This is a genomic window from uncultured Pseudoflavonifractor sp. (assembly GCF_944387805.1).
In the GTDB taxonomy this organism is placed as follows: Bacteria; Bacillota; Clostridia; order Oscillospirales; family Oscillospiraceae; genus Pseudoflavonifractor.
This window is the reverse complement of sequence record NZ_CALXGI010000039.1, coordinates 1-22,751: the sequence shown is the minus strand read 5'-3', so window position 1 is coordinate 22,751 and position 22,751 is coordinate 1. Positions and strand designations below refer to the sequence as shown.

General features: G+C 63.0%; 21 protein-coding genes. 8 read left to right on the top strand and 13 right to left on the bottom strand.

Annotation, left to right across the window (positions count from 1 at the left end; all coding sequences use genetic code 11):
- Nucleotides 1–264: 264 nt before the first annotated feature.
- The 8 genes from Q0K06_RS09600 to Q0K06_RS09565 all read right to left on the bottom strand — a co-directional run bounded on the left by Q0K06_RS09600 (nucleotide 265) and on the right by Q0K06_RS09565 (nucleotide 7,833).
- Entirely contained in the window at nucleotides 265–1,182 is a 918-nt protein-coding gene (locus tag Q0K06_RS09600) for a HAMP domain-containing sensor histidine kinase (protein ID WP_294551647.1), read from the bottom strand.
- Between the two features lie 97 nt (nucleotides 1,183–1,279).
- Complete coding sequence (locus Q0K06_RS09595) at nucleotides 1,280–2,029, bottom strand: hypothetical protein (RefSeq protein WP_294551645.1); 750 nt, start codon at nucleotides 2,027–2,029, stop codon at nucleotides 1,280–1,282.
- A gap of 17 nt (nucleotides 2,030–2,046) precedes the next feature.
- Complete coding sequence (locus tag Q0K06_RS09590; protein ID WP_294551641.1) at nucleotides 2,047–2,799, bottom strand: ABC transporter permease; 753 nt, start codon at nucleotides 2,797–2,799, stop codon at nucleotides 2,047–2,049.
- Nucleotides 2,792–3,715: an ABC transporter ATP-binding protein gene (locus Q0K06_RS09585; protein WP_294551639.1), complete on the bottom strand. Its 924-nt coding sequence runs from the start codon at nucleotides 3,713–3,715 to the stop codon at nucleotides 2,792–2,794. Before Q0K06_RS09585 ends, Q0K06_RS09590 begins: the two co-directional genes overlap by 8 nt.
- Nucleotides 3,716–3,994: 279 nt before the next feature.
- Entirely contained in the window at nucleotides 3,995–4,699 is a 705-nt protein-coding gene (locus tag Q0K06_RS09580; protein WP_294551637.1) for a response regulator transcription factor, read from the bottom strand.
- 230 nt (nucleotides 4,700–4,929) lie between these two features.
- Entirely contained in the window at nucleotides 4,930–6,696 is a 1,767-nt protein-coding gene (locus tag Q0K06_RS09575; protein ID WP_294551635.1) for an NFACT RNA binding domain-containing protein, read from the bottom strand.
- Between the two features lie 4 nt (nucleotides 6,697–6,700).
- Entirely contained in the window at nucleotides 6,701–7,099 is a 399-nt protein-coding gene (locus Q0K06_RS09570; protein ID WP_006574352.1) for a ribonuclease III domain-containing protein, read from the bottom strand.
- 155 nt (nucleotides 7,100–7,254) lie between these two features.
- Nucleotides 7,255–7,833: a hypothetical protein gene (locus Q0K06_RS09565; protein ID WP_294551634.1), complete on the bottom strand. Its 579-nt coding sequence runs from the start codon at nucleotides 7,831–7,833 to the stop codon at nucleotides 7,255–7,257.
- A 186-nt stretch (nucleotides 7,834–8,019) separates the two neighbouring features.
- Between Q0K06_RS09565 and Q0K06_RS09560 the strand changes: the two genes are divergently transcribed.
- The 5 genes from Q0K06_RS09560 to Q0K06_RS09540 all read left to right on the top strand — a co-directional run bounded on the left by Q0K06_RS09560 (nucleotide 8,020) and on the right by Q0K06_RS09540 (nucleotide 13,236).
- Nucleotides 8,020–8,688 (top strand): hypothetical protein, encoded by a 669-nt coding sequence (locus Q0K06_RS09560; protein ID WP_294551632.1) that lies wholly within the window; start codon nucleotides 8,020–8,022, stop codon nucleotides 8,686–8,688.
- A gap of 243 nt (nucleotides 8,689–8,931) precedes the next feature.
- Nucleotides 8,932–10,260 carry an HD domain-containing phosphohydrolase gene (locus tag Q0K06_RS09555; RefSeq protein ID WP_294551630.1) on the top strand — a complete coding sequence of 443 codons (1,329 nt, stop codon included), beginning with the start codon at nucleotides 8,932–8,934 and terminating at the stop codon, nucleotides 10,258–10,260.
- Nucleotides 10,254–10,814: a DUF5317 domain-containing protein gene (locus tag Q0K06_RS09550; protein WP_294551628.1), complete on the top strand. Its 561-nt coding sequence runs from the start codon at nucleotides 10,254–10,256 to the stop codon at nucleotides 10,812–10,814. Before Q0K06_RS09555 ends, Q0K06_RS09550 begins: the two co-directional genes overlap by 7 nt.
- 245 nt (nucleotides 10,815–11,059) lie before the next feature.
- Entirely contained in the window at nucleotides 11,060–12,544 is a 1,485-nt protein-coding gene (gene abc-f, locus Q0K06_RS09545) for a ribosomal protection-like ABC-F family protein (protein WP_294551626.1), read from the top strand.
- Nucleotides 12,541–13,236 carry a class I SAM-dependent methyltransferase gene (locus Q0K06_RS09540; protein WP_294551623.1) on the top strand — a complete coding sequence of 232 codons (696 nt, stop codon included), beginning with the start codon at nucleotides 12,541–12,543 and terminating at the stop codon, nucleotides 13,234–13,236. Before abc-f ends, Q0K06_RS09540 begins: the two co-directional genes overlap by 4 nt.
- Before the next feature lie 75 nt (nucleotides 13,237–13,311).
- On the opposite strand, the gene Q0K06_RS09535 is transcribed toward Q0K06_RS09540, so the two are convergent.
- From Q0K06_RS09535 to alr, 3 genes are all read right to left on the bottom strand, one after another.
- Nucleotides 13,312–13,857, bottom strand: a complete 546-nt coding sequence (locus tag Q0K06_RS09535; protein ID WP_294551620.1) for a hypothetical protein — start codon at nucleotides 13,855–13,857, stop codon at nucleotides 13,312–13,314.
- Nucleotides 13,858–13,952: 95 nt separating this feature from the next.
- Nucleotides 13,953–14,318: a type II toxin-antitoxin system PemK/MazF family toxin gene (locus Q0K06_RS09530; RefSeq protein WP_294551617.1), complete on the bottom strand. Its 366-nt coding sequence runs from the start codon at nucleotides 14,316–14,318 to the stop codon at nucleotides 13,953–13,955.
- A 382-nt stretch (nucleotides 14,319–14,700) separates the two neighbouring features.
- The gene (gene alr, locus Q0K06_RS09525; protein WP_294551615.1) at nucleotides 14,701–15,843 is read right to left on the bottom strand and encodes an alanine racemase; all 1,143 of its coding nucleotides are present in this window, start codon (nucleotides 15,841–15,843) and stop codon (nucleotides 14,701–14,703) included.
- A 183-nt stretch (nucleotides 15,844–16,026) separates the two neighbouring features.
- Here alr and Q0K06_RS09520 point away from each other — a divergent pair, with 183 nt between their 5' ends.
- A complete protein-coding gene (locus Q0K06_RS09520) occupies nucleotides 16,027–16,407 on the top strand; it encodes a hypothetical protein (RefSeq protein ID WP_294551613.1) in 381 nt (126 codons plus the stop codon).
- Between the two features lie 95 nt (nucleotides 16,408–16,502).
- On the opposite strand, the gene Q0K06_RS09515 is transcribed toward Q0K06_RS09520, so the two are convergent.
- Both Q0K06_RS09515 and Q0K06_RS09510 read right to left on the bottom strand, forming a co-directional pair.
- Entirely contained in the window at nucleotides 16,503–17,108 is a 606-nt protein-coding gene (locus Q0K06_RS09515) for a hypothetical protein (RefSeq protein ID WP_294551611.1), read from the bottom strand.
- Nucleotides 17,109–17,129: 21 nt separating this feature from the next.
- Nucleotides 17,130–18,659: an NAD(P)H-hydrate dehydratase gene (locus tag Q0K06_RS09510; RefSeq protein ID WP_294551609.1), complete on the bottom strand. Its 1,530-nt coding sequence runs from the start codon at nucleotides 18,657–18,659 to the stop codon at nucleotides 17,130–17,132.
- A gap of 603 nt (nucleotides 18,660–19,262) precedes the next feature.
- Here Q0K06_RS09510 and pheS point away from each other — a divergent pair.
- Both pheS and pheT read left to right on the top strand, forming a co-directional pair.
- The gene (gene pheS / locus Q0K06_RS09505; RefSeq protein WP_294551608.1) at nucleotides 19,263–20,288 is read left to right on the top strand and encodes a phenylalanine--tRNA ligase subunit alpha; all 1,026 of its coding nucleotides are present in this window, start codon (nucleotides 19,263–19,265) and stop codon (nucleotides 20,286–20,288) included.
- 65 nt (nucleotides 20,289–20,353) lie between these two features.
- A partial coding sequence (pheT, locus tag Q0K06_RS09500) for a phenylalanine--tRNA ligase subunit beta (protein WP_294551606.1) occupies nucleotides 20,354–22,751 on the top strand: 2,398 nt, incomplete at its 3' end.

Below are 22,751 nucleotides of genomic sequence, written 5' to 3'. Positions count from 1 at the left end.
CCGGGCAATCTTCGGCGCATCCACTTCCAGCAGCGTGACGCTGGGATTCAGCTCTTCCTTCCGTACAATCTTTGCCATTCTGTTCTCCACCTTTCAAAAAGTCAGTATGACAGATAGTTTGTTAGACCAACCCATTTATCGCAAGAATAGCATGTTCGTTTTCGATTGTCAATACACTTCACCTATGTAAAGCGCTCTTGCCCGTAATAAAGCGGAGTTGCAAAATACCCGCCGGACCATAGTCCAGCGGGTACAGTGGTGGTCTTAACGCTCACCGGCAATCTTCCAGAACACACGAATGACAAACTCCGGGCCCTCCAGGGCCGCCTGGGTCCGGCACCCCATCTGCTCTGCCAAGGCTTTTACAATGGCCAGGCCCAATCCCGCATTGTGGCTGGTGCGGTTTTTGTCCGAGGTAAAGGAGCGGTCAAACACGTGAGGCACATCCTCCTCTGTCAGTCCCCCCGCCCCGTTGGAGAAGGCGCTCACTATCACATCCCCCTCCCGGTACAGCCTGATGGCCAATGTCCCCACCCCGTGTTCCAGGGCGTTGCGGAGCAGGTTGGTGAACACCCGGAGCACGGCGGCGGCATCTCCCCACACATAGGGCAGGCCCTCTGCCAGCTCCACCGACACATCCAGCCCGGAGGCAGTCAGATCGTTGTAGAAACCCGCCACCAGCTCGCTGAGGATGCCATACAGGTCCACCCGCTCCCGGGCGATGGGGTATTCGTCCCCGTCCAGGCGGGACAGGTCGTAGAAGCTGCCAATCAGGCTTTGGAGGGCGCGGGCACGCCCTTCAATAATACTCAGGTACTCCTCCCGCTCAGCCGGAGACAGTGTGTCTCCAGCCAACAGCTGGAGATAGCCGATGATGGAGGTGAGGGGGGTACGCAGGTCGTGGGACACGTTGGCGATCTGCTGCCGGAGAGCCTGTTCCCGGCGGCGGTAGTCCGCCTCCTCTGCCTGGCGCAGCTCCAGAAGGCTGTTGACGGCGGAAATAAGCTGCTCGGCCGAGGAATTGGGCGCGGCCATCAGGATGCGGACGCTGCTGCCCTTCTCCTCCCGCTCCCGCAGCTGCGCGGCGGCGGATCGGAGAGCCCGCTCCACCGCATAGACCCGGATACCCAGGCCCGCGCAGAGCAGCGCCAGCGCGATCACAGACAGAATCAGCAGAAACATCTCGCCTTCCCCTTTCAACAGCGGCAAAGCCGCCGGGGATGCGCCCCAATGGACGCCGCCCGGCGGTTTTGTCCCTCCCCGGCTGGCCGGGAATCCATCATTTTATCTCCGCGCGGCGGAACACCCACAGGCCCACTGCCGTACTCACCACCAGCCACCCCAGGCCGATGGCCCAGTTCTGGGCCATCAGCTGCCATGTCAACTCGCCCTCATATTTCCAGAAAGGTGTGGTGAGCATCACCTCCCGCACCGCCCGGGCCGGGGCGGCAATGGTCTCCGAGTTGATCATGGTAAATATGGCAGTCATCGGCTCCCCCAGCAGGAGGAGATAGGCGGTCAGGCAGGCCGCCATCACTTCGCTTTTCAGCGCGAAGAACAGCATGTGGGTCACGCTCAGCGCCCCCAGCCACAGCGGGAAAGAGGCTGCCACCACATATCCCAGAACGGCCAGGACCACTCTGGTTTCTTCCGGATCGCCCGGCGCAGTCAGCAGACAGGACAGGCCCAGAAAGCCCCCCAGCACCAGGGCGCAGAGCATGACGGACAGCAGAAAGGCGGCCGTCAGCTTGCCCAGATAGATCCGGCTCCGGGGAATGCCGAAGGACAGCTCGTTTTTCAGACTGCCTGTCCGGTGTATGCCGGACACCACCACTACGTCCATAACGGCGGCCATAAACAGCCCCACCGGCATGGTGACGCTCAGCAGCGCCGCCATATTGGGGAAGGTAAACGGCCCCACCCACATGGTGGCGAAGGCAAGGGCCAGGGCCAGCAAAATGCCGGACACCAGATAGACTGTCATGTGGTGGGCGGCCCGGTACAGCTCCGCTTTGATATAGTTAAGCACAGGACCGCCCCCTTTTATCAGCTGATTTCCCGCTTCCGGAAGAAAATAAGTCCCACCAGCGTGGTGGCCGCGAACCATCCGGCGCCTACCGCCCAGGAGAGACCCAGCAGGCCCATGTCCCCGAAATTGTTGGGCGCCAGATCCAGCGGCGTGGTCAGCAGGACCATATAAACATACTGGAATATCGGATTCACAAGCGCCGACAGCAGTTTGATAATCTCCGGCACGGCGATGATGACACCCATAAAGATGAACGCGGCCACCGTGCTGCTCTTGAGCAGGAAATAGAACATGAGCACCAGGGCCTGAGCGCCAAGCCATACAGGCAGGGCCACAAGGATGCAGTAGCCAATCTGCCGCATGGTTTCGGCCACCCCTGTGCCGTGAGGCAGCACCACCCAGCACATTCCTACATAGGCGCACAGGATAATGACGCAGAGCACCAGGGCGGTGACACAGGACACAATCAGCTTACCCAGGTAGATGCGGGCTCTGGGCAGGCCGTAGGACACCTCGTTTTTCAGGGTGTTGAACTTGTACTGGTCGGAAAAGACCATGTCGCCGGTGAGGAGCGTACAGTACAGGCCCACGCCCATCATGAGGCACAGGATGCCGGCGCCGGAGGCAAAGTCCACATCGTTGCCGTTGGCGTTGGTAAAGGCCCAGCCAGCCACCAGCAGAGCCTCACACAGAAGAACGACCAGCAGGAAGCCGTAGGTATATTTGCGGTGGAACGCCTTATAGAACTCAGCGCGCATATAGTTAATCATGGCGCACACCCCCAATCAGAGACAGGAAGTAGTCCTCCAGATTGGCGCCCTTCTGCTCGATGGAGCGGAGCGCCACGCCGTTTTCCACCAGCAGCTGGGTCACCCGGGCGGGCTCGTCCAGGTGGCAGTACAGGCGGATGATATTGTCGGGCAGGACCTCGTAGTCCCGGACACCCAGGCCCTGTTCCAGGGCGCGGGCCGCCGCCGGCGCGCTGTCCACCGCCAGCTCCAGGCAGGCCCGGCACTTCTCCTTCAGGGCCTTGGCGGAAATCTGCTCCAGCATGCGGCCGTTGTCAATAAAGCCGTAGTGCGTGGCCAGGTTCTCCAGCTCGGAGAGAATGTGGCTGGAGATAAGGATGGTGGTCTCCCGCTCCCGGTTCAGGTCCAGCAGCAGGTTGCGCAGCTCCACGATGCCCTCCGGGTCCAGACCGTTGATGGGCTCATCCAGCAGCAGAAAGTCGGGCCGGTCCATCAACGCCAGAGCCAGGCCCAGCCGCTGCTTCATGCCCAGGGAGAAGGTCTTGAACTTCTTCCCGCCCGCCTTCTTCAGGTCCACCAGCCTGAGCACTTCGTCCACGCAGCCCTTGCCGGGGATGCCCCGCTGGATGCGGTAGTACTCCAGATTCTCCTTGGCGGTGAGATAGGGGTAGAAGCTGGGGATCTCCACCATGGCTCCGGTACGGGCGCGCATTTTGCCCAGCGCCCCAGGCTCGGTGGCGCCGAAGAGGGAAAGCTCCCCCTCGGTGGGTACGGTCTGGGCGGTGACCATGCGGATAATGGTGGTCTTGCCCGCGCCGTTGCGGCCCACCAGGCCATAGATCTGCCCCTTCTCGATGTTCAGATTAACATTGTTCACCACGGTGGCCGGACCGTATTTCTTGGTCAGGTTCCGGGTGACCAGAACGCTCTCTGCCATTGCGGCATCAACCTCTCTTTCGGGGAGGGGCGGAGCGCCGTCCCTCCTGGATTGTGATGCCAGTATAACGGCAAGTCAACAATTCGCCTTTAAGCAAATGTGAAGAAAGGATAAAGCCGGGGATTAGTCCGGCGGAGATTTACGCCTGCGCTTCCCTGTCACGCAGACGTTGGGCCCCCGCGCGCCTCCCCTTCCTTCTGACTCCGGCCAAACCCGGCTCCGCCCTGCGGGCGGCCTCTGGGCTTTGGCCGCCGCGACCGTCCAGTGTCGGCCGGGGGCCTACGCCTGCGCTTCCTCGTTCATCTTGAAGCCGATACCCCATACCGTCTTGATATACTCGGTGGAAGAGACCTTGGCCAGTTTGGCGCGCAGGTTGGAGATATGGACGTTGACGGTGTTGTCGTCGCCGAAGTACTCCCCGCCCCACACCTGTTCATAGAGCTGCTCCCGGGTAAATACCTTCTTGGGATAGGACATCAGCAGAGCGAGAATCTCAAACTCCCGGGCGGTGACCGGCACGTCCTTCCCCGCCGCCGTGACAGTGATACTGTCCTTGTCCAGGGTCAGGTCCCCCCAGGTGAGCACATGCTTCTCTCCGCCCGCAGGCGAGGAAAATTGCCGGTACCGCCGCAGCTGAGCCTCCACCCGGGCCAGCACCTCGGCGTTGTCAAAGGGCTTGGGGATGAAGTCGTCTGCGCCCAGCTTGAGCACGTTCACCCGGCTCTCCAGCCCCGCCTTGGCCGACAGGACAATAATGGGCATGGTTCTGCTCTTGCGCAGCTCAGCGATAAACTCCTCGCCGGTAAGCCCCGGCAGCATCAGATCCAGCAGAATCAGGTCATAGTCGTACTGCCCGGCCCAGAGCATGGCCTCGCTGCCCGAAAAAGCGGGGCGGCAGCAGTACCCGCCGTCCTCCAGAATCTTGCAGAGGAGCCGGTTGATATCCTGGTCATCCTCCACCACGAGAATGTTATAGCGTTCCATAACGCTTCCCCCTTTGCGGCGTTCTGTTTCACTTGACTTCTCAGCTTCTCCGCCAGATTTTCGTCCGGGTCCGCCCCGCAAAATTTTGTTTTGCGGGGACCCCATTTTTCACTCAACCTGCCCGGAGTGAATCCGGGCAGGTTCAAGGTTTCGGCCCGCCGAAACCTTGACGGCGTAAGCGCCGGAGCGTGGCCCCGGACAAGCCGGTGCTTTTCCTGAGAAATCGATACTTATTTCACTCTCAGCTTCTCCGCCAGATTTTCGTCCGGGTCCACGTAGGCAGTCTGGTAGGTGGTGTACACCACCATGCCCGGCCGGGCCCCAGCCGGCTTCTTCACATACTTCACCGGCGTGTAGTCCACCGGGACCTTCTTGCCGTCCCGGCCCCGGGAGAACCAGGCCGCCAGCATGGCCGCCTCGGTGAGGCTCTGTGCGTCCACCGGTCCGCCCTCGGCCCAGAGGATGACGTGGGAGCCGTGAATCTTCTGGGTGTGGAGCCAGATGTCGCTCTTGTAGGCCATCTTGGTGGTGAGCTGGTCGTTCTGGGCGTTGTTCTTGCCCACGGAAATTCGCAGCCCCGTGGAGGAGCGGAACTCCATGGGCCTGCCTGCTACCCGCTTCTCCCGCTTGGCGGCCTTGTTCTGGCGGCGGAGATAGCCGGTGTCGGTCAGTTCCTGCCGAATCTCCTGGAGGTCCCGCTCGCCCTCGGCCAGAGTGATGTTCTCCAGCACGCTGTTGAGGTACTCCAGTTCCCCCTCGCCCCGGGCAATCTGCTCGGTGAGCACCCGCTCGGCGGTCTTGGCCTTGTTGTACTCCTTATAATACCTGGCCGCGTTCTGCTGGGGCGTCAGCAGCGGGTCCAGTGGAATCTCCGCCTCACGGCACTCCGGGTCGTAGAAGTTCATGGCCCGCAGCAGGCTCATGCCCTTCTCCATGGCGTGGAGATTGGAGGTGATGATATCCCCCCACTCCCGCAGCCGCTCCCGGTCCCGGGTGGCCTCCAGCTCACGGCGCTGGTTGTTCAGCTTGCGGGCAGTGCGGTCCCGGGCGCTGGTCACCGACTTCACCAGGTCCTGGCCTTTCTGCTTCACCCGCTCGGCACTCTCCCGGTCGGCGTAGAACTTGTCCAGCATCTGGCCAAAAGACTCCATCCGCCGCAGCTCCACGGTCATGCCGTACTGGAGAATGGGCAGGAAGGAGAAGTCGGTGGGCTTGCCCTCCTTGAGAATCATGTAGGGTGTAAACTCTTTATCCTTGACAGAATTGACAAAGACGTTCATCCGCTCCAGCAGGCGGGCTTTGCCCTTCTCCCCCAGCTGGCAGAAGCGGACGGCGGAGTCTCCGGCGGCCTGGAAAGCCAGCTCCCGGCAGATGAGGGGGGACAGGCCGTTGAAGGTGTCCAGCAGCCACTTGTCCACCGCCCCCTCCTCGGGCGCGGCGGCAATCAGCCCCTCCAGCTCCCCCTCCTCCAGGTCCAGGGGATTGCGCTTGTCCTGGGGCACAGGCGGATGGTAGAACAGGCCGGGCAGCAGCTGCCGCTTGCCCGTGGCCAGGTCGCCCTCCACCCGGCGGACGCAGTCGGTGATGCGCCCCTCGCTGTCCAGGAGAATCAGGTTGGCCGACCGGCCCATCAGCTCCAGCACCAGGCGGCGCTCCACCCGGTCCCCCAGCTCATCCAGGCACTCCAGCCTGAACTCCACCAGACGCTCCACCGGAGGCTGGGTGATGTCCAGAATCCGGGCGCCGGTGAGATGCTTGCGCATGAGCATGCAGAACATGGGAGGCGTGTCCGGGTTTTCCCGGGTAATACGGGTCAGCTGCACACGGGGGTGGTTGGGGCTGGCGGAGAGGAGCAGCTTCACGTTCTCCCGGCTCCCCCGCACCGCCATCACAATCTCGTCCCGGACAGGCTGGTAAATCTTATCAATCTTGCCGCCCAGCACGGCGGCTCTCAGCTCCTCCGCCACGGCGGAGAGGCAAATCGCGTCCAAGGGCATGGGTTTACTCCTCCATCATCAGCTCAAAGAGCTGGTTGATCCGCTCGGTCCGGCCCTGGAGATAGAGCCAGCCGAACAGGGCCTCCAGGGCGGTGGCGGTCTGGTAGTCGGCCCGGCTGGCCGCCTTGGGCACCGAGTGTGGGCTGGTGTTGCGCCCACGGCGGAACACGTCCCCCTCCTCCTCTGTGAGCAGGGGGATGATCTTCTCCGCTGCCGCGGCCTGGGCAGGGGCGGCCACATACTTCACTGTGGCCTTGTGGAGGCCCTTGTTGGTGGCCTTGCCGTGGAGGCACAGCCAGGAGCGCACCATCAGCTCAAACACGCCGTCCCCCAGATGGGCCAGGCCCAGGGTGCTGATGGCACGGATATCGTCGGGCGCGGCGTTCAGATGAAAATAATCCATGGTATTCTACCTCTGTCTCTTATGTCTGCGCCGGCAGCGGATGCCGCCGGACGTTTGATTAAGCAGGCATTATTATACAGCAATGGGGCCCGGGTTACAACCTTCCCGGGCCGTCACAGGCAGTTTACCACACAAGCGCCGCCGGAACAAGGAGATTACCGCCCCTTTTTCTCCGGCTCCGGCCGCAGCCGGGGACAGCCCCGGGCGGTGAACCGGAACACGGCGTAGCCCCGGCCGTCCATCCGCTCCGCCGACGCAAAGCAGAACAGGGGCGTCATGGGAAAGACGCCCCCCGGCTCCCAGGGCAGGGCCAGCACAAAGCCCTCTCCCTCCCGTTTGAGCAGGCCCCCTTTCAACGGAGCGGCGCACTCTTTGAGCAGTTGCTCCCCCATGAGCCGGGCGGGATGGTCCTCCCTGACCCAGCCCGCGGGGGGCTGAGTCCCTTCCCCGGTCTGCTGCCCGAAGGCGTAGGCCAGCCGGATTTCCGCCCCGGTGGGCGGCCACAGCCCCTGTCGGCGCAGCTGGTCCACAAGGATTGTCCGCCGCAGACGGAGCACGCCCCCCTCCGGAAGCATGGTGCCCAGCAGCAGACTGCCCCCCTTCCCCAGCAGGTGCAGCTTGTAGAGCCCCCCGCCGTCATCCGCCCCCCGGGCGGAAATGACCGCCCGGAGGCCTTCTTCCCGTATCCGCACCTCGCCCTCCGGTTTTTTTACTGCAATCTGTAACTCCTCCACCCGTGCCGCCCCCTCTCCCTAGATTGTATGCACAGGATTGGTTTATTTTACCAGCCCATTTTTCTGGGAAAATTCTGCAATCAGCTTGCGTCCTCCTGCCGAACTCTGTATAATGAATACATATATTGTGCAAATCCGCCGCATTTTGCTTTTTATCGCGAGAAACATTGTATTTTGGAGGCCCTCATGGCACAGACCGTCCTTTCTTCAGCCGACACTGCCCAGTGGAAAGCGTTAACCGAAAAGCTGGCCGGCGTGCTCAGCGTCCAGTTCGTCACGGACGGCGCTGCCGTCCGTGAAGTCCATGTTCTCTCCGACCAGTCCCGCTCCCCCAAGCAGATTGTGCGGGACATCCAGTCCGCCCTGCTGGCCCAGTTCCAGCTGGAACTGGATCACCGGGTCATCAGCGTAGCACAGATCCCCGGCCTCCCCACCGCAGTACAGCAGCGGCGGCTGATCTGCGACAAATTAGAGCTGTCCACCGGGCGGGCCGGAGTGGATGCGGCAGTCTCCCTGCGGATCGGAGACATATCCCACAGAGGCACCGCCCACTCTGACCTCTCCTCTGCCGGACGGAGCCGGGCCATTGCCCAGGCAACCGCCGACGCCATCAATCAGTTTTTGGCCGCCGGCTGCCGGTTTTGCCTGGAAGAACTCAGACAGGTCCCCATGGGCAGCCAGACCGCCGTTATGGTGGGCCTGCGGCTGGAGCAGTCAGGAAAAACCGAGTCTCTTCTGGGCGCCTGCTACCTGGGCGAGGACCCCAATTTCTCTGTGGCTCTGGCCACACTGGACGGTGTGAACCGCCGGATTCTTACCCTCGCCTTTGCCCACGAGGGGAGCGTCTCTTCTTAATCTGTTAGCGAAGCGGATATGGCCTGTCTCTAGCGAATGACAGAGTATCACTGTCAAGGAGGCTGTATTCGATGAATAAGGCGAAGCTGCTTGTTGCGCTCACTTCCCTTGTCTCTCTGGTTCTGGCTGGCGGCGCGTTCTTCACCCTCCGCTGACCCGTCCCCCCTGGGGCGCCGGTATGGTTCCGGCCCCCAGGGACTCCTTTTTTGTCCTCTTGAATTTTCGCCGGCAGGAGTGAAGCTTATGCGTTCTGTTTCAAAAGGCTATCTGGTCTGCATAGGCTGTCTTGGTCTGGCAGTTCTCCTCTGGTCCGGCTGGTCTGTCTTTGTTCACCAATCCCCGCACTGGGATCGGGATACCCTTCAGGCAGTGCTTCTTCTGCTGTTTCTCAGCTGGATCTGCTGCTGTCTCCCCCTGTATATCCGCGATGACTGCACGGTAGACCTGTCCTTCATCAGCATCCTCGCCTCCACCCTTCTGCTGGGTCCCGAGACCGCGGTTCTGATCAGCGCCGTCTCCTTTCCCTTTGTGGTGGTCGCCAATCCCAGCGGAAAGGGCTGCCAGCATATCTTCAACACCTCGCCGCTCAAGACCTTTTTCAACATCGGCGACCATGCCCTGTCCTACTGGGTGGGCGGAGTGTTCTACCATCTGGCCGGCGGCGTTCCCGGAGACATCTCCCTGCCCGGCGTGCTCCTGCCCGCCCTGCTCTTTATTCTGACTGCCATGTTCACCAACTCGGTGGTCATGCTCCTGTTCTATATGCTGGAGTACCGCACCCCCTTCTATCCGACCATTTTTCAGATGTTCCTGGGATTGCTGCCCAGCATAGCCTGTGCCTCCCCCATCGGCTACTTTCTCTCCATGCTGATGACGATGAAGGCCGGCATCTGGCTGGCGATGCTGTTCATGCTCCCCCTGCTGCTGGCCCGCTACTCCTTCAAGCTCTATCTCTCCTTCCAGCGGCAGCAGCACAGCATGGTGGAGGCTCTTACCGCCGCGCTGGAGGCCAAGGACACCTATACCAAGGGCCATTCCGGACGGGTCAGCGCCTACGCCTGCCGCATTGCCCAGGAGATGGAACTGCCCGCCAAGCGGATTGAGCGGCTGCGCACCGGCGCGCTCTTCCATGACCTGGGCAAAATCGGCATCCCCGACTCCATTCTGCAAAAGCCCGGCCCTCTGACCCAGGAGGAATGCACCGTAATCCAGACCCACCCGCTGCTGGGTGTGGGAATTCTGGAGAATATGGACGCCTACAAGGACATTCTGGCTTTCGTCCGCAGCCACCACGAACGCTACGACGGCGGCGGCTATCCGGACGGCACCGCCGGGGATGCCCTCCCTCTGGAGGTCTATATTCTGGGCGCTGCCGATGCCTACGACGCCATCACCAGCGCACGGCCCTACTGCAAGGCCCGGACCCCTCGGGACGCGGGCCGTATTCTCCGGGCGGAGGCGGGAAAGCAGTTCCATCCCCAGGTGGCCATAGTCACCGCTGAGCTGGCCGAGTCAGGCGTGCTGGCCCGCTGCATTCAGGCACTGACGGAGACGGGAGGCGGCCCATGCTGATTCTGACTGTCCTGCTGGCCCTGGTGGTGGGCTGGCGCACCGGCGGCCGTCTGGTCCACTATGTAGAGACGCCCCTCTACCTGCTGCCCCTGCCCATTCTGGCTCTGGTGATGCAGCGGGCGCTGGGTCTGCTGCCGGCGGAGTATTACCTCCTCTGTGCGCCGGTGCTGCTCCTGTCATCCTACGCCATGATTTTTCTCTTTCTGTGGCGCAACCGCAGACTCAAGCGCACTGCCTCCCTCGCAGGTCTGGGCAGTCTGTGCAATCTGGCGGTCATCGCCGCCAACGGCTGGCGGATGCCGGTGTCCGCGGCAGCGGCCGGGCTGCTCTCTCCCGAAGGACTGTCCCAGCTCACTGCCGGAGCCGTGCCCATGTACACCCTGGAGAACAGCGCCACCCGGCTGATTTTTCTGGGCGACGTTATCTGCTGTCCCATCCCCCTGATAGGCGGCTTCGCCAGCGTGGGGGATGTCCTGCTGGCCGCCGGTGTTTTCTTCTGTCTGCTGACAATCATGAAGCCTGTAAAACTGCCCCGCTGGATGGTCCTGGGTTGACAATCCGCGGGGCTTTCGTTATACTGTACTTATCTATCATGATTGGAGTTGGGAAGATGCGCAAGTAACCTTCTGTTTTTCCGGAATACACAGGCCGGGCAGGTATAGCCTGCTCTGTTTTGTTGTGGTCCGGGCAGGAGGAAATCTTGTTGTATCTTCCCTGTTTTCCTACCGTCACCGCACTGGTATGGACGCAGGGGCTTTTCTCCTGCGTCCATTTTTATTTTCCTGTGAGGTGACCTGTAATGTCTCTGATTCAGATTACAGATTTGACCTTCGCCTATGAAGGCAGCTGGGACAACGTATTTGAGCACGCCAGCCTTCAGCTGGACACCGGCTGGAGGCTGGGGCTGGTGGGCCGCAATGGCCGGGGCAAGACCACCCTGCTCCGCCTGCTGATGGGCGAATATGAATATGCCGGAACCATCTCCGCCTCCGTGACCTTTGACTACTTCCCTTTCCCCGTGTCCCGTCCGGAGCGGGACGCCATGGAGGTGGCGGAAGCCCTGCTGCCTGAGACTGAGAGCTGGGAGATCTACCGGGAGCTCTCCACCCTGGAGCTGGACCCTGAGGTCCTCTTCCGCCCCTTCTCCTCTCTGTCCAACGGAGAGCAGACCAAGCTGCTGCTGGCGGTCCTCTTCCTCCGCCCCAACCGGTTCCTCCTGCTGGACGAGCCCACCAACCACCTGGACCTGGAGGGCAGGCAGGTGGTGAGCCGCTACCTGAGCCGGAAGCAGGGCTTTATTCTGGTCTCCCACGACCGGGCCTTTCTGGACGGCTGTGTGGACCACATTCTGTCCATCAACAAGCAGAATTTCGACCTTCAGCAGGGGAATTTCTCCTCCTGGTGGGAGAACAAGCAGCGCCGGGATCAGTGGGAGCGCTCGGAAAACGAAAAGCTCCGCCGGGACATCGCCCGTCTGGACGCCGCCGCCCGCCGGACCGCCGCCTGGTCGGACAAGGCGGAGGCCGCTAAGATCGGTACCGGATGCGCCGACCGTGGGTTTGTGGGCCACCGGGCCGCCAAGGTGATGAAGCGCTCCAAGACGGCAGAGAACCGCCGCCGGGAGGCCGCTGAGGAGAAGAGCACCCTGCTGAAAAACATCGAACAGGCGCCGCCGCTGAAGCTCCACCCCCTCTCCCACCCCAAACAGCGCCTGGCGGAGGCGGACCGTCTGGCCGCCGACTACGGCCAGGGGCCGGTGTGCGCCCCGGTGTCCTTCTCCCTCATGCAGGGGGATCGGCTGGCCCTGACCGGCCGCAACGGCACAGGCAAGTCCAGCCTGCTCAAGCTGGTATGCGGGCAGGAGATTCCCCACACCGGCACGCTGACCCTGGCCTCCGGGCTGGTGGTATCGGCGGCCCCCCAGGACCCGTCCTTTCTCCGGGGAGACCTGGCCGGCTTCGCCGCCGAGAGCGGCATTGACGAGACGCTGTTCAGGACCATCCTGAGGAAGCTGGACTTCTCCCGGGCCCAGTTTGAAAAGGACATGGCCGGTTACAGCGCCGGGCAGAAGAAAAAGGTGCTGCTGGCCCGCAGCCTGTGCCAGAGCGCCCACCTCTATATCTGGGACGAGCCCCTCAACTATATCGACCTGTTCTCCCGGATACAGCTGGAACAGCTGATTCTGGAATACCGGCCCACCATGCTGCTGGTGGAGCACGACCGCAGCTTTCTGGACGCCGTGGCCACCAAAATCATACATCTGGAACGGAGTGAGGCCGGATGAACTGCGAAGAATTGGAGGAGATGTCCGCGTTTTTCAGCCGCCGCTGCAAAATTTACGACACGGTTCACCCGGCCACCATTGACGGCGGTCCGGAGAGCAAGCAGATACCCGCCCAATGGCTCCCGGAGGATACCGGCCGCCTTCTGGATTTGGGAGTCGGGACCGGACTGGAGCTGGAGGCCGTCTTCCGGCGCTTTCCGGACGTGCGGGTAACCGGTCTGGACATCTGCGGCGATATGCTCCACATCCTGCGGGAGAAATATCCGGGCAGGCGTCTGGAGCTGCACCAGGCCAGCTACCTGGATTACGACTTTGGCTCCGGACGCTACGACGCCGCTCTCTCTGTCATGTCCCTTCACCACTATGCGCCCGCCGTGAAAACCGACCTCTACCGCAGAATCCGCCAGGCACTGAAGCCCGGCGGAGTTTATGTGGAGTGCGATTACATGCTCTCCGAGCATGAGTATCCGGACCCGCTGGCTCAGGAGTCCCTTCTCTTCGCTCAATACCGCCGGATACGGGAAGAGCAGCGCCTGGACCCCGGACTGGAATACCATTTTGACACCCCCTGCGCCGTCCCCCACCAAAAGGAGATGCTGCTGGCGGCAGGCTTCCGCTCAGCCCAGGAGGTCTGGCGGAGAAAAAACACCGTTGTCCTCGTCGCCCAGGCGCCTTCCGGGCTGGACGCCTGAGCAGATGATTCCAAACAAAACAAAACCGGCAGCCGGCGCTCTCCTGCGCGCCGGCTGCCGGTTTTGTTTTCTTCTTCAGCTGACGGTATAACTGCCACGGACCAGCACCTTCACCGCGTTCTGAGCAGTAAAGCCCCGGCCCTCGATGGTAGCCATGTACAGGTGGTTCTTCACCAGGGCCTGGCCGTTCTCCAGGGTACCGCCGTCGGTCATGTCGATGAAGCCGGGGGCCGTGTCGGTGAAGCACACCGCGCTGCCCACACGGAGCATAATCTCACATCCGATACCCGCCGTCAGCTTCTGCCCGGCGGCCACGTCCACCACCGCAAAGGCCGCCGACTGCCCGCTGCTCCCGCCAGCCTGGGCCAGCTTGTCCTCCATGGCCTTGGTGTAGTCCTGGATGGCCTGGTCCAGCTCCTTCTTCAGGGCGGTCTCCCGCTCGGTCAGCTTGGCGTCCACCTGGTTCATGATCTCAGGAGTGGCCTTCTGGGTCAGATAGCTCAGCGTCACCAGCGGGTCGGACTGAGTGCCCTGCTGCCCGGCGGCAAAGGCCACGCCCAGAAGGGTGACGGTGACCAGACCGCCCGCCATTACTTTGGTGAAAAGGGTGTGCTTCTTCATGGTGTCCTCCTATGTATCATAGTCTCTGCCGCGCGGGCCGAAACGGCTTGTTGGGCCGTCCCCGGCCCGCGCGCTTTTTCTCCTGACTGCCGTACTCAGACCAGCTGCTGGGGATGGAGCCCAAAGCTCACGGCAATGGCGTTGTCCACCCGCTGCATCTGTTCCTCGTCCAGCCTGCCCATATGCTCTCTCAGCCGCTTCTTATCCAGGGTGCGGATCTGCTCCAGCAGCACCACGGAATCCTTGGGAAGGCCGTAGCTTCTGGCTGAGATATCAATATGGGTGGGCAGCCGGGCCTTTCCCGTCTGGGAGGTGATGGCCGCGGCAATCACGGTGGGACTGTGCCGGTTTCCGGTGTCGTTCTGAACGATCAGGACCGGACGGACGCCCCCCTGCTCACTGCCCACCACGGGACTCAGGTCGGCATAAAAAATATCTCCTCGTTTTACGCTGTTATCCACAAAAGCTCACACTCCGCGGTCTGATAGTCACCGGCGTCACAGCCCTCTCGGGACCCGACACTCAGCACTATGATTCTCCCACGGGGCGGCGGGATTTATACACGGGCGGCGAAAAAAGCGCGTTTTCCGCACCCCTCCCCGTCCGTTTGGACGGTTCTCCCCCGTTTCAGTATATGCGCAGAAGCGCGAAGGCGTGCGGCGCAGCCCGGATGGACCGGAGTGCAAGGGCGCGAAACCGAAGAGCCGCATCGCGGCTCTGTTTCAAGCCCGCGCCGGAGGGAAGCCGGGCGTCGCGGCGCCGCCGGAGCGTGACAAAGAAGCGCGAAGGCGTAAGAGGCGGACATTCAGGGCCGGGCCCGCAGAGCAAAGCACCGGGCGCGGCTTACTCCACGTACACCCGGGGCACCCGCTCGGAGACGCCGCAGAGCAGCTCATACTGTATGGTTCCCGCCCGGTCAGCTGCGGCCTCCACAGTGACGGAATCATCGCCGTCGCTGCCGTAGACCGTGGCCACATCTCCGGGCCGGACGCCGGGAATATCGGTCACATCCACCATGCACATGTCCATACACACCCGGCCCACAATGGGAGCCCGCTTCCCCCGCACCAGCATCTCCAGGCCGTTGGAGCACAGGCGGGGCAGGCCGTCCGCATAACCCACAGGCACCACCGCCAGCAGACTGTCCCGCTGAAGCGTGCAGGTGCGGCCATAGCTGACGCAGGTCCCGGCAGGCAGCGCCCGCACTGCCGCAATGCGGCTCTTCAGCTCCATTACCGGGCGCAAGCCGGGGCCGTCCAACCCCTGGCAGTCAGGGGCCGGATAGTGGCCGTAAAGGGCAATGCCAGGCCGGACCATATCCAGGTGGGTACAGGGGTAGTGGAGCACAGCGCCGCTGTTGGCGCAGTGGCGAATGGGAAAGGTGATTCCCCGCTCCGCCAGTCGGTCCAGCACGGTCAAGAACCGGTTAAACTGGAGCATGGTGTACTCCTCGCTGCCGTCAGAGTCGGAGAAGTGGGTGAAAATCCCCTCCGCATCCAGCCCGGGCAGACGGCTGGCCCGGGCCAGCTCCTCAACCGACGCATCCATGTGGGCCTCGTCACAGAGAAAGCCCAGCCGGGACATGCCGGTGTCCACCTTCATGTGGACCTTCATGGTCCTGCCCGCCGCCACTGCCGCAGCCGAAAGGGCCTGGGCGGTCTCCAGATCGGGTACGTTCTGGGTCAGGTCCAGCTTCAGCAGGTCGCCGGCACACTCAGCGGGCGTGTCCCCCAGGACCAGGATGGGGATTTTGATACCCGCCGCCCGCAGTTCAGCCGCCTCGTCCACACAGGCCACCGCCAGATATTCCGCCCCCAGTTCCTCCAGCTTGCGGGACACAGTCACTGAGCCGTTGCCATAGGCGTTGGCCTTTACCACACCCAAAAAGCGGCACCCCCGGGGCAGCAGAGCCCGCAGAGTCCGGTAATTATGTTCCAGATTGGCCAGGGAGATTTCCCGCCAGGTTCTTGTCTGTATACGTTCCATATGTCAACCTTCTTCACTCATTCGCAAAAGTCCCTTACATTATAGCATTAACCTGTTATAAAGGAAAGATTAATCTGCCGTTCATAATTTAGCAATGATAAATGAATCTGCCGCAGTTATAATATGGACAGTAAAAGAAATCCGAAACCAAACCGACATTTCTGTTTTGAGGAGGAATTTAATATGTTAGAAGATCTGGGCAAGGACCTGGCCAACATCGCCATGGCAGGTGTGGGCGCCATCGCCATCCTGACTGAGAAGGCTGTTGAGGTGGGCAAGGTGTGCGCCGAAAAGGGCGCCGAGACGCTGGAGAAAGGCAAGGCCGCCAGCGAGGAGCTGCGCCGCAAGGGCGAGCAGGTAGCTGCGGAGCGCCGCGAGAAGGCCCGCCAGGAGTATCTGGAGAGCCTGGACGCCGCAGGCCGCGAGGAGCTGCGCCGCAAGCTGGCCGAACTGGACGCCAAGGAGGCCGCCGAGAAGGCGGCTGCCGAGGCCGCCAAGGCCACCGTGGAGGATAACGTCATCGACTTCGGCGGTGAGCATAAGGACGACGGCCAGGGAGAATAAGCCTCACAGAACTTGACCCCTATGCACAGACAGGAGGGCTGCCTGCTTGGCAGCCCTCCTGTCTTTTTTGTCGAAAGGCCTTCTTTCCTGCTGTGTCATGCGGACTGAAAGTTGGAAAAGACGCATTGAAGGACGGTAAAGCCGTCCACTGCCACCTCTCCCCGGAGAAGAGCATGGGTGACAGTATCAAACCAAATCGTGGTCTCAGTACCAGTGCCCGGCTGAGCCTCCGGCGCCCGGTAGCACACACGGAGGGCCTCCCGTTCTCCCAGCTGCTCCGTGCAGCACGCGGCAATAAACCCTTCCCGCACCTGCCGCAGCAGGGCGGGTACTGCATCCACCGGCGAGATCCCCGCCTCTGATAACGGCCCGGTCTCCAGCCGGACGCCGTCGTACTCCAGGGCGGTCTCTCCGTCCTTCACCTGCAAGGTCACCCCCGCCACAGCCTCGGGCGCGGTCAGGGTGAGGGTAGTGCCCTCCTCCTGCCTCCAGGCCAGGGACATGCCATAGGTATAAACCCGCTCGCCGTAGTCCGCCGTGACCTCCATCCCGGCGGACAGGACTGTCATGCCGATGTACTCTGTGCGAATCTCCAGCGCCAGCTCCTCCGCCCCCCGGTCCCCTCCGCTGTCCCGGCCGCAGCCGGCCAGCAGCACAAGGGCCAGGATTATCATCTGTGCACCGATTGCCCTCCGGCGCACAAACCTCTCCTCCCTGTCCGATTATTTCGTCAGCTCCCGTATTACCCGGGGCAGCATACGGATGATATCTGTGGGGGTCATGCTGTACTCCCCCAGGGCCCCGGCACACAGGTCTCCCGCACGGCCGTGAATCCACACTGCCAGCGGCACCGCCTCACGGGGCGTGAAGCCCTGGCCCAGCAGGGATACCAGAATGCCGGAGAGTACATCTCCGCTGCCCCCCTTGGCCATTCCCGGGTTGCCGGTGGTGTTGATGTAGGCTGTCCCGTCGGGGAAGGCAGTGATGGTCCGGTGCCCCTTCAGCACCAGGCAGCAGCTGTGGTCCACCGCAAAGTCTCGGGCAGCGGCCAGCCGGTCCTCCCCGGGGAGCGCGCCTGTCAGCCGGGCGAACTCCCCATCGTGGGGCGTGAGAATCGTGCAGGCCCCACGGTCATCCAGTACATCCATATGCCCCGCCAGTGCATTTATGCCGTCGGCGTCCAGCACCACGGGCAGGCTGGTCTCGGCGAGTACATGCCGCACCACCGCATCCACCGCGTTGGACCGGCCCAGACCGGGCCCCAGCAGGCACACCCCCTGGCCGCTCAGCCGCTCCAGCAGCGGCTCCGTGGCTGCCAGCTCCAGCTTGCCGTCCTTACCGGCGGGCAGCGGGTGGGGCATGGCCTCGTCCAGCTTGGCGGCTGCCACGGACCAGATGGGGGCGGGCACGCCCACCGTCACCAGGCCCGCGCCGGTGCGCACCGCCGCCTGGGCCGCCATCACCGGTGCGCCCGAAAAGCCCACGCTTCCACCCAGGATGTACACCCGGCCGAAGTCGCCCTTGTGGGCGTCCCGGGGCCGGATGGGCAGGGACACCCTGCTCCGGTCCACGGTGGTCACCGGGTAGGACTCCCGCCGGATCAGATCGTCGGGAATGCCGATGTCCACCACCTCCAGCGCCCCGCAGCACAGACCGCCCTTGCCCACAAAATGCCCGGCCTTAGGCAGTGTAAAGGTAACTGTCTTTGCAGCATTTACCGCTATGCCCAGCACCCGGCCCGTGTCCGCCTCCACACCGCTGGCGATATCCACCGCCACCACCGGCACGCCGCTGGTATTCATCATCTGTACCGCCGTCACCGCGTCCCCCCGCAGGTCGGCATTCAGGCCGATGCCGAAGAGGGCGTCCACCATCACGTCCGCCTCCAGACACCAGGCCGCAAACTGGGAGTCAGAGTCTGTAAAGTCCTCCAGCTTCCCGCCAGACTGTTCCAGGCGGCGCTCCATCTCCCGGCAGTCGGCGCTCATCTTCTCCCGCCTGCCTACCAGGACGCAGCGCACCTCCCAGCCCATTTCCAGCAGGAAGCGGGCGGCGGCCACGCCGTCGCCGCCGTTGTTGCCCGGACCGCAAAACAGCACCGCACGGCCGTCAGTCCTGCCTCCGGCCATTTCGCTGACCACACGAGCCACGGCGCAGGCCGCCGCCTCCATCAGCTGTACCGAGGGAATCCCCCGCTCTTCTATGGCTGTCCGGTCCATCTCCCGCATCTGCGCCGCTGTGGCGATATTCATTGCGGATCACGCTCCTCTTTCTCTCTTTCCCGGCCCTCAGGCCCTGTAATCGGCCTATATTATAGGGCACTCCGGCCATTCCGTCAATCGGCATGACGCTACTTCGCTCATTCGCCCCAACACAGCGGGAGAAAGCACAAATTCATCTTGCAATTTTCCCGGCATTGTGATATATTGTGCGGTAATGAAACGCAAAGAACAGGAAAATAGCGCGGAAACTTCGGAGCAGAGAAGGGCGGTCACCGGCTGAGAGCCGCCTGCGGAGCACGCGCTTGGTTCGCCTGGGAGCGGCCGCGGGGAAAGACGCGGACGGTTTGCCATCCGTTACAGCGGCATCAAGTGCGTGCGCGTCTGCGCGCGAATGCGGGTGGTACCGCGGAAGGTTTGCCTTTCGTCCCAAGCAATTGGGAAGAAAGGCATTTTTGTTATGCAAAAGCATAACAAAAATGGCCCTGTGCCGCCTCCGGCAGCACAGCTATGGAATCAAAGCGCATGGGCCGGAACGGCCATATGCGCATGAAGTTTGTTGTGCAGACATGGGCGCCTGTCTTGTTAAGTGAGGGCGGCCGGCTTGCCGGTCGTCCAGAAAAAGGAGTTGCAGCTATGAAGGAAAAACTGGAACAGATCCGCGCCGAGGCCCTGGCCGCCCTGGCCGGAGCCAAGGACGCCCAGGAGCTGGACGGCCTGCGGGTCAAGTACCTGGGCAAGAAGGGCGAGCTCACCGCCGTTCTGAAGATGATGGGCACCCTGTCTGCTGAGGAGCGGCCCGTCATGGGCCAGCTGGCCAACGAAGTCCGTGAGGCCCTCACCGAAGCCCTCTCCCAGCGGCACAAAGCCATTGAGGAGGCCGCCCTCAACCAGCGGCTGGAGAACGAGAAGCTGGACGTGACCATCCCCGGCAAGCGGCCTGAGCTGGGCCACAAGCACCCCATGTCCATCGCTCTGGACGAACTGAAGGAGATCTTCATCGGCATGGGCTTCCAGGTGGCCGAGGGCCCCGAGGTGGAGCTGGCCGAGTACAACTTCACCAAGCTCAACACCGAGGAGGGCCACCCCGCCCGCGAGTGGGGCGACACCTTCTATATCAAGGAGGACTCCTCCGTCCTGCTGCGCACCCAGACCTCCCCCATGCAGGTGCGCGTCATGGAGAAGCAGAAGCCCCCCATCCGCATCATCGCCCCCGGCCGCGTCTACCGCAAGGACGAGGTGGACGCCACCCACTCCCCCATGTTCCACCAGGTGGAGGGCCTGGTGGTGGACAAGGGCATCACCATGGCCGACCTGAAGGGCACCCTCAACGCCTTCGTGGAGGCCCTCTACGGCAAGGGCACCAAGACCCGCTTCCGTCCCCACCACTTCCCCTTCACTGAGCCCTCCTGCGAGGTGGACGTCCAGTGCCACGCCTGCGGCGGCAAGGGCTGCCGGGTGTGCAAGGGCGAGGGCTGGATTGAGCTGCTGGGCGCCGGCATGGTCCACCCCAAGGTGCTGGAGGGCTGCGGCATCGACACCGACGTGTACTCCGGCTTCGCCTTCGGCATCGGCGTAGAGCGGATGGCCATGCGCCGCTTCTCCATCACCGACCTGCGGCTCATCTTCGAGAACGACATGCGCTTCCTCAGCCAGTTCTGAGCCATACCTTTGAAATACACCGCGTCCCCCGGTCCCCGGGCGGACGGAAAGGACGAGAATAGAGAATGGATCTTTCGAGAAAATGGCTGACGGAGTTCGTGGACGTATCCGTCGGCGACAAGGAATACTGCGACGCCATGACCCTCTCCGGCTCCAAGGTGGAGGGCGTGACCGTGGAGGGTCAGGAGATTAAGAACGTGGTGGTGGGCAAGGTGCTGTCCATGGAGCGCCACCCCAACTCCGACCACATGTGGATCTGCCAGGTGGACGTGGGCGGCGAGACCGTCCAGATCGTCACCGGCGCCCAGAACGTGTCCGTGGGCGACCTGGTGCCCGTGGCCAAGGACGACTCCTGGCTGCCCGGCGGCGTGCACATCACCGCCGGCAAGCTGCGGGGCGAGGCCTCCAACGGCATGCTGTGCTCCTACAAGGAGCTGGGCATGACCGACCACGACTGGCCCCACAGCATTGTGGACGGCATCTTCATCCTCCAGAGCGACCCCGACCTGGCCGCCAAAAACCCCCAGCCCGGCGACGACATTCCCACCCTGCTGGGCCTGAACGACCACATCGTGGAGTTCGAGATCACCCCCAACCGGCCCGACTGCCTGAGCGTCATCGGCCTGGCCCGGGAGACCGCCGCCACCTTCGACAAGCCCCTCTCCCTCCACACCCCCGAGGTCAGGGGCACCGACGGCACCAGCATCGCCGAGCTGCTGGACGTGGAGATCGAGGACCCGGAGCTGTGCCCCCGGTACACCGCCCGCATGGTGCGCAACGTGAAGATCGCCCCCTCCCCCCTGTGGATGCGGGAGCGGCTGCGCGCCTCCGGCGTGCGCCCCATCAACAACATCGTGGACATCACCAACTACGTCATGCTGGAGTACGGCCAGCCCATGCACGCCTTTGACTTCTCCTGCGTGGACGGCGGCAAGATCGTGGTGCGCACCGCCCGTGAGGGCGAGGTCATCCAGACCCTGGACGGCAACGACCGCAAGCTGACCCCCTCCATGCTGTGCATCTGCGACGCGCACAAGCCCGTGGGCGTGGCCGGCGTCATGGGCGGCGCCAACTCCGAGATCGTGGGCGACACCGCCATGGTGGTCTTTGAGTCCGCCAACTTCAACGGCGTGTCCATCCGCCGCACCGCCACCGCCCTGGGCATGCGCACCGACGCCTCCGCCCGGTACGAGAAGGGCCTGGACCCCATGAACACCTACAAGGGCGTCCAGCGTGCCTGCGAGCTGGTGGAGCTGCTGGGCTGCGGCGAGGTCATTGACGGCGTCATCGACGTCATCGCCGCCGACCAGAACCCCCGCACTGTCAAGCTGGAGCCGGAGAAGATCAACGGCCTGCTGGGCACCGATATCTCCGAGGAGGAGATGCGCGCCATGCTCAAACGGCTGGACTTCACCCTGGACGGCGATACCATCATTGTCCCCTCCTGGCGCAGCGACGTGGAGCACTACTCCGACATCGCCGAGGAGGTGGCCCGGCTCCACGGCTACGACAAGATTCCCGTCACCCTGATGAAGGGCGAGACCACCCAGGGCGGCTACACCGAGAAGCAGAAGGCCGAGCGGAAGCTGGGCACCCTGTGCCGCGGCTTCGGCTTCAGTGAGATCATCACCTACTCCTTCATCTCTCCCTCCTACTACGACAAGATCCGCCTGCCCGCCGATTCCCCCAAGCGCAAGTCCGTGACCATCCTCAACCCCCTGGGTGAGGACACCAGCGTCATGCGCACCACCGCCCTCCCCTCCATGCTGGAGACCCTGGCCCGCAACTTCAGCTACCGCAACAAGAGCGCCAAGCTGTACGAGCTGGCCACCGTCTACACCCCCGTGGAGGGCCAGGACCTGGCCGACGAGCAGCAGATGCTCTCCCTGGGTGCCTACGGCGGCGGTGAGGACTTCTTCTCCTTCAAGGGCGTGGTGGAGGCCATTCTGGCGGCCATGAACGTGAAGAACGTGACCTTTGAGGCCCGCAGCGACATCGGCGCCTTCCACCCCGGCCGCTGCGCCGAAGTAAAGGCCAACGGCGTATCCCTGGGTGTGTTCGGCCAGCTCCACCCCCTCACCGCCCAGAACTACGGCATGGACTGCGATGTGTTCGCCGCCCAGCTCCAGTTTAAGGAGCTGCTGGCCCAGCGGGCGCCCGAGGCCCGGTATGAGCCTCTCCCCCGCTTCCCCAGCGTGACCCGGGACATTGCCGTGGTATGTGACACCGCGGTCACTGTGGCTCAGCTGGAGGACTGCATCTTCCGGGGCGCCAAGGGCCTGCTGAAGGAAGTGGATCTCTTTGACATCTACACCGGCGCGCCCATTCCCGCCGGCAAGAAGAGCGTGGCCTTCAACCTGGTCCTCCGTGCTGACGACCGCTCCCTCACTGCCGCCGAGGCGGATGAAGATGTGAAGAGCGTGCTGGCTCTCCTGGAGAGCGAACTGGGCGCCGTCCTGCGCT